This is a genomic window from Acinetobacter sp. 251-1 (genome assembly GCF_030329305.1).
GTDB classification, from domain to species: Bacteria; Pseudomonadota; Gammaproteobacteria; order Pseudomonadales; family Moraxellaceae; genus Acinetobacter; species Acinetobacter piscicola_A.
In genome coordinates this window covers 1-5604 of record NZ_JACANS010000040.1, presented here as the reverse complement: position 1 = coordinate 5604, position 5604 = coordinate 1, and the positions used below count along the sequence as shown (strand labels likewise).

The following is a 5604-nucleotide window of genomic DNA, read 5'->3' as shown; positions in this document are numbered from 1 at the left end:
TTGGCATCACGGATTGCAAATGCAGCAGCAGCCATACCTGCGATACCACCACCAATAATCCAAAGATGGGACTGTTGCGCGTCTAATGGGGTGCGCTTCTTATTTTGCATGGTTCACCTTTAATTATGATGTTAAAAATTATGAAGTAAAAAAATTGGTTTAGAAAAACCTTAAAAATAGTATGTCTTTTTATATATGAAAAATGTATGAAATGGGAAGCAATCCCCTCATTATATTTTGTAATCAAAAATAGACGTATGATGGCTATTTTTAATACACATTTGTCTTTTTATTAAAATTGAATATGATCTAAATAATTGATGTTAATGTTTATTGTTGAGTAATTGCTCTATTGTTGTTTTCACTATGCCGTATGCTAAATTTCTTTAAAAATAGGCTTTTTATTTATCATTAAAAAAATATCTTTGTACACGACAAAAAAAGATAACTCATTGAAATAATGGCATAATACTTGTTTTCTGACGACGAATATGATGACACATTTCAATGAGTTACATCTCATCTTAAACAAATATCTAAAGTGGAACAAGTCACATGCAAAATGTTTTACACTGATTATGCTTGCATTAATTGTAAAACAGACATGTAATCTTTCTTCTGCATCTAAAGCCTTACCCATCAAGTGATTACCACAATCATTTTATCGACGTATACAACGCTTCTTTGCAGATCAGTATTTCGATTATCGTCAAATTTCTCAGTTAATTTTCAATATATTTTCATTCAATAAAGTCCAATTAACTTTGGATAGAACTAATTGGAAATGGGGAAAACGAGATATTAATATCTTGATGTTAGCCATCGTCTATCGTGGAATAGCGATACCTATTGTTTGGACATTGCTCAATAAACGTGGAAATTCAGATACAAAAGAGCGTATTGCTTTGATTCAACGCTTTATCTCCATTTTTGGTAAAGATCGTATTGTGAATGTGTTTGCAGACAGAGAATTTATCGGTGAGAAATGGTTTACATGGTTAATTGAAAATGACATTAACTTCTGTATACGTGTTAAAAAAACTTTATTGTGACCAATCACTTAGCCAAGAATCATAAAATTAGTGATTTATTTCGTCATCTTCAAGTTGGTCAAACTGAATGTCGTAAACGACGTATTTGAGTTGGTCGAGTGAAACTGTATATTAGTGCGCTACGATTAGAAGATGGAGAGCTTTTACTTGTTGTTTCTCCTATGTTTAATGCTTCTGCTATTCGTGATTATGCATTACGCTGGGAAATCGAAACGTTATTTAGTTGTCTCAAAGGACGTGGATTCAATCTTGAAAATACTCGTTTAACAGACCCTAGACGAGTCAAGAAATTGATAGCAGTGCTAGCTATCGGTTTCTGTTGGTGCTATTTAACAGGTGAATGGCAACATGATCGGAAAAAAGCGATAAAAATAAAGAAGCATGGACGACTTTCAGTAAGTTTATTTCGCTACGGTTTGGACTATGTTCAAATGGCTATTCTACGTTTGATTGGTTTTGGAAAAAAAGAAGAATTTAAGAAAGTACTAGCAATTTTAAGAAAGAAAAAGCCTGATAGGACAAGGATCCTATGAAATTTGTCGTGTACAGAGTACTAGAGTATAAAGCCGAGCAAGAAAAACAAAGAGCTAATAAAAATCAGGTTTGAATTAAGCTATTAGATTTTAAAAATTTATCAATCAATTTCAACAACTTAATTCGCTTACTGCCTTTTCTAACAGTCTTTTTGTCAATTAGGAAAAGATCAGTCCATCCCAAATTAATATGATGCTCATTTTGAGGTAGCTCTAGAATGATCGAGTGATTAAATTTTTCATTCACTGGGCTAAAAACAACAATATAAGGCTCACTTCCTATTGGATTTGAAACCATGAGAGAGAAGTCAAAATCTTTGTAGACATCTTCTGTATGAGATAAAGATGAATTAGCCTCAATCTCAAAAAACTGTTTAAAAAAAGCTTTTTTATCCATTTTTAACTACCTAAATATTTGTAGATTCTGGTTTTAAAGGCAAATCAAAAAGCTGTCTATCTCTATTTTCTGTTAAATATTCATTGAGTTCAGCGAGTATTTTTTCTTTGTTGGCTTCGTTACTTTGCATCTTTTTAATTAAATAAGAACCGAGCAAAATTTTACGCCGAGTATCATCTTTTCGTTGCTGTTCCTTTTGCTTAGTACGTTCTCTTGCTTCGATAGCTTGTTTTTGCGCTTTTAACTGTTTCAGCTTCTCTAATTGGGCTTCAATTTTCTTTTCGATATTTTCAGCAGATTTTGTCATAACGTCTAATTTCGGGATGTAGAAAACCACTCAAGCATAAGGCTCTATGAATTGGAATTCAAGCAAGCTATATGCTATCGTGTTTTTCATGAAATGCGCACTTACGACTTGAATTTCATTCAAGTCATCGTTGCGTAAGGGGAATCCCCTTAACCCCAAAAAATTGCTACGCAATTTAAAAAGGCGAAAGAAAAAATGGCGATTTATCATTGCTCAACAAAAACAGTGAATCGAAGTTCGGGACGAACTGCGGTTGCATCGTCTGCCTACCGTTCAGGGGAAAAACTCAAAGATGAACGAACAGGACTAACCCACGACTTTACGAGAAAGGACGGTGTCGCCCATAGCGAAATTGTGTCTAACCTTGATATAGAAATAGACCGTAGCGAGTTGTGGAACTTGGCGGAACAGTCCGAAAACCGCAAAGATGCTCGAACCGCTAGAGAATGGGTGATTGCCTTACCTGATGAACTGGATGCAGATCAACGTAAGGACTTGGCAAAAGAGTTTGCCCAATCACTTGTTGATCGCTATGGCGTGATCGCAGATTTAGCCATTCACGAACCCAGCAAAAGCGGAAATGATAAAAACCATCACGCCCATATCATGCTGACCACCCGAAAAGCTGAATTAGACCCTGACAATAAACTCACTTTGACGACAAAAACCGATATTGAGTTAAGTAATGCCAAACGCAAAAGCCTAAATATGGGAACAACCCAAGACGACATCAAACAGATTCGGGAAACATGGGCGGATTTAGCCAATCACGCACTGGAGCGAGCAGGCTACCGAGAAAAAATAGACCACCGCAGCTATGCCGATCAGAACAATGGACTACAAGCCACCATTCATGAGGGGACTTCGGTCACTCAACTTCGTAGACAAGGCATAGACACCGAAATCAGCCGTTATAACGACCATGTGAAGCAACACAACGCCCAACACCTCAAACAACAGCAACAGCGCACAGACAGCGTTTTACAGCACGGTTTAAACCGTGCCGAGCAAGGCTTCGAGCAATGGCAGAAAAACCAAGAAGCTAAACGCCTAGAACAAGAACGCCAAGCCGAAATACAACGACAGCAAAAACTAGAGCAACAGCAAGCCGAGCGAGCCAACCGTAAAGCATCACAAGACTTAGATCAGGGCGGAATGTACCGATGAGCAACCAAAACGACCTAGATGACCAGCTCTATATTTTACTGGCATCTATGAAAGAGTATCGAGAAGCCATAGCAGACGATAACAAGCGATTAGAAGCGTTTTACAAGGAAGTGGCTAGCGGAGTACTCAATAAGACCGAAAAACACCTAAAAAACGCCAATCAGAAGCAAATAGACACACTCAACAACAGTATTCGGGAATTAAACAATGCAACCAATCAACTTGACTGGCGATTCATGGCAATCTACGCCAGTGCTTTTGTTAGCTTGCTGATCGTTTTCTTTTTAGCATTATTTTTATATGTGCCGAGCATGGACGAAATCAAACAGCGTAGAGCAGACGTTGCATGGCTAGAACAAAAATACAGCCTAGATATTAAAAATTGCAATGGGAAGTCTTGCGTTCGCATCATGAAAAATGACTGTCACGGAGCGAATAAGGATTATTGTGTGATTGACCCAAAATAATGATTAGACAGTACTTTGCTCGGCTCTTGCCATCACCGAATCAATGACAGCAGTCGCAAAGTTGCCCGACTTTGAAACATGGCTAAAGCCATCTTTCAAAGCATCGAGCGATAGTCATCCAAAAATTTCGGAATGGCTATCCAACTGATGCAGTTCTAAAATATCGTCACCAACAAGCCTATAGATCAAGACTAAATCAGGCTTCACATGACAATCACGACAATTTTTAAACTCTGCACCACCTTTCAAGGGATGATCTAAATACTTTTCAGGCAAAGGATTATTTGCGACTAAACAATCTAATACTTCTGCCCATTCAGCCGTAACCAGTTCTAAATAACGTCTTTTAATATCACGTTTAAAAGAACTGGTTACGATAATCTTACGTTTAGCCATGTGCTTCTTCCGACATAGCTTTAATCGCTTCTTCTACCGTTTCGTACTCGGTGTACTCGCCATTTTCAATCTCTTTTAAAGATTGAAGTAACTTGGCTGCTGCTTTAGGAGTTAAAGCAGGTTCTCGTGCATAGTCAAAAGACAAAGGAATCGCTTTAGTTTTAACGATTTGATTCAAGAACAGTTTGAATGCTTGAGGCATAGTCAAACCATAGTCTTCCAAAATTGGGGTAACTTGTTCTTTTAACTCTGCTTCTAAGCGCATATTGAAATTGACTGCGGACATGATTCCCTCACTCAAAAACCATTAAAGTAAAGATAATATAAGTCATATTCTTTACTTTTTCATTACTTTTGATGTAATAAATGGTTTCTGACAACTGAATTTCGTATAACAGCCATTATGTTAAATAGAGCTTCATCTGTGTTGCTCTCATAAAAGCTTAGCTAAAATACCAAAACCAGAAAGCGACCAACACGCCTAGTGAAAGGACTGAAGCAAACAGGGTGAACCATGAATGTGATTGTGTCCCCCAAAACATACGCTTTGCTAGCCATTTTTTAAGTAGAACACTATTCAGTGTCAGTGCTGTCAAGTGTAGTAATACAGTAGCTAAAAACAGATTTGCGAATAGTTCATGCACTTCTTTTAAACTGTGGCTATGCGTATAGTCTGTTAAAAAGCCTGCCAGTACAGTTAAGGGCATCAGGCAAAAAGCACCCAGTATGCTCAGCTGAAACAGGCTGGAACTGGCTGCTTTTAAAAATGCTGGGGAAAGCCATTGCTGCGGTTGCGCCCAATAGCGCTGCACAAATGGCTTGATCACATTAAATCGACGGCTCGCCCCTGAAGGCTGAGTATGAGCAAATCGAGAAGCAAGAAACTGCCATAAAATTCTTAATATCAGGCTAATACCAAGTGTATAGCCAAACGCCATATGCACTTGATGCCATTCTTCTGCATCCCCCGTGAGATAAGCCCCAGTAAAGCTCAAAATAATGACGATATGCAGAAATCGAATCAGTAAATCTGTAGAAGATGTTGCTGTGTTCTGAGCCATAAAAAACCTTTGTTGACTGTATTTTAGTTGCAGAATAGCGGCTCAAGCTGAGGTGAATATTAAAGAATACAGTCAAAAAAAAATGGCGCTCATTAGAGCGCAATTTTAAAATTGGAAGATCATGTGAATATTAATTTTGTCTACAATTAACGTGAATTCGGGATAAGAAATTTGATAAAGAATAGGCATTTGAGTCACAATTTAATCACGACAAAAAACTGAAT

At 37.6% G+C, this 5604-nt stretch carries 8 protein-coding genes and 1 pseudogene; 3 read left to right on the top strand and 6 right to left on the bottom strand.

Annotated features, from left to right (window positions below):
* Nucleotides 1-110: oleate hydratase (locus HX129_RS17425; protein ID WP_262442281.1), on the bottom strand; the 110-nt coding region annotated here is incomplete at its 3' end.
* Between the two features lie 384 nt (nt 111-494).
* On the opposite strand from HX129_RS17425, the pseudogene HX129_RS17420 reads away from it, so the two are divergent.
* Nucleotides 495-1585 (top strand): annotated as a pseudogene (locus HX129_RS17420) (IS4-like element ISAba33 family transposase).
* 64 nt (nt 1586-1649) lie between these two features.
* Here HX129_RS17420 and HX129_RS17415 read toward each other — a convergent pair.
* Both HX129_RS17415 and HX129_RS17410 read right to left on the bottom strand, forming a co-directional pair.
* Nucleotides 1650-1982 (bottom strand): hypothetical protein, encoded by a 333-nt coding sequence (locus HX129_RS17415; RefSeq protein WP_151778602.1) that lies wholly within the window; start codon nt 1980-1982, stop codon nt 1650-1652.
* Between the two features lie 10 nt (nt 1983-1992).
* The gene (locus HX129_RS17410) at nt 1993-2289 is read right to left on the bottom strand and encodes a DUF8583 domain-containing protein (protein ID WP_286435290.1); all 297 of its coding nucleotides are present in this window, start codon (nt 2287-2289) and stop codon (nt 1993-1995) included.
* A gap of 195 nt (nt 2290-2484) precedes the next feature.
* Here HX129_RS17410 and mobQ point away from each other — a divergent pair, with 195 nt between their 5' ends.
* The gene (mobQ, locus tag HX129_RS17405; RefSeq protein WP_136144369.1) at nt 2485-3456 is read left to right on the top strand and encodes a MobQ family relaxase; all 972 of its coding nucleotides are present in this window, start codon (nt 2485-2487) and stop codon (nt 3454-3456) included.
* Nucleotides 3453-3923 (top strand): hypothetical protein, encoded by a 471-nt coding sequence (locus HX129_RS17400; RefSeq protein ID WP_286435299.1) that lies wholly within the window; start codon nt 3453-3455, stop codon nt 3921-3923. Before mobQ ends, HX129_RS17400 begins: the two co-directional genes overlap by 4 nt.
* Before the next feature lie 114 nt (nt 3924-4037).
* On the opposite strand, the gene HX129_RS17395 is transcribed toward HX129_RS17400, so the two are convergent.
* The 3 genes from HX129_RS17395 to HX129_RS17385 all read right to left on the bottom strand — a co-directional run bounded on the left by HX129_RS17395 (nt 4038) and on the right by HX129_RS17385 (nt 5380).
* The gene (locus HX129_RS17395; protein ID WP_001129137.1) at nt 4038-4319 is read right to left on the bottom strand and encodes a type II toxin-antitoxin system YafQ family toxin; all 282 of its coding nucleotides are present in this window, start codon (nt 4317-4319) and stop codon (nt 4038-4040) included.
* Nucleotides 4312-4605: a type II toxin-antitoxin system RelB/DinJ family antitoxin gene (locus HX129_RS17390; protein ID WP_004870963.1), complete on the bottom strand. Its 294-nt coding sequence runs from the start codon at nt 4603-4605 to the stop codon at nt 4312-4314. The genes HX129_RS17395 and HX129_RS17390 overlap by 8 nt, the downstream gene beginning before the upstream one ends.
* A gap of 157 nt (nt 4606-4762) precedes the next feature.
* On the bottom strand, nt 4763-5380 hold the full coding sequence (locus tag HX129_RS17385) for a cytochrome b/b6 domain-containing protein (RefSeq protein ID WP_002054947.1): 618 nt from the start codon (nt 5378-5380) through the stop codon (nt 4763-4765).
* Nucleotides 5381-5604 lie beyond the last annotated feature (224 nt).

What these genes read in the sequence shown, in the direction of transcription:
- HX129_RS17415 (WP_151778602.1), bottom strand. Translation starts at nt 1,982, where the DNA reads ATGGATAAAAAAGCTTTTTTTAAACAGTTTTTTGAGATTGAGGCTAAT.
- HX129_RS17410 (WP_286435290.1), bottom strand. Translation starts at nt 2,289, where the DNA reads ATGACAAAATCTGCTGAAAATATCGAAAAGAAAATTGAAGCCCAATTA.
- mobQ (WP_136144369.1), top strand. Translation starts at nt 2,485, where the DNA reads ATGGCGATTTATCATTGCTCAACAAAAACAGTGAATCGAAGTTCGGGA.
- HX129_RS17400 (WP_286435299.1), top strand. Translation starts at nt 3,453, where the DNA reads ATGAGCAACCAAAACGACCTAGATGACCAGCTCTATATTTTACTGGCA.
- HX129_RS17395 (WP_001129137.1), bottom strand. Translation starts at nt 4,319, where the DNA reads ATGGCTAAACGTAAGATTATCGTAACCAGTTCTTTTAAACGTGATATT.
- HX129_RS17390 (WP_004870963.1), bottom strand. Translation starts at nt 4,605, where the DNA reads ATGTCCGCAGTCAATTTCAATATGCGCTTAGAAGCAGAGTTAAAAGAA.
- HX129_RS17385 (WP_002054947.1), bottom strand. Translation starts at nt 5,380, where the DNA reads ATGGCTCAGAACACAGCAACATCTTCTACAGATTTACTGATTCGATTT.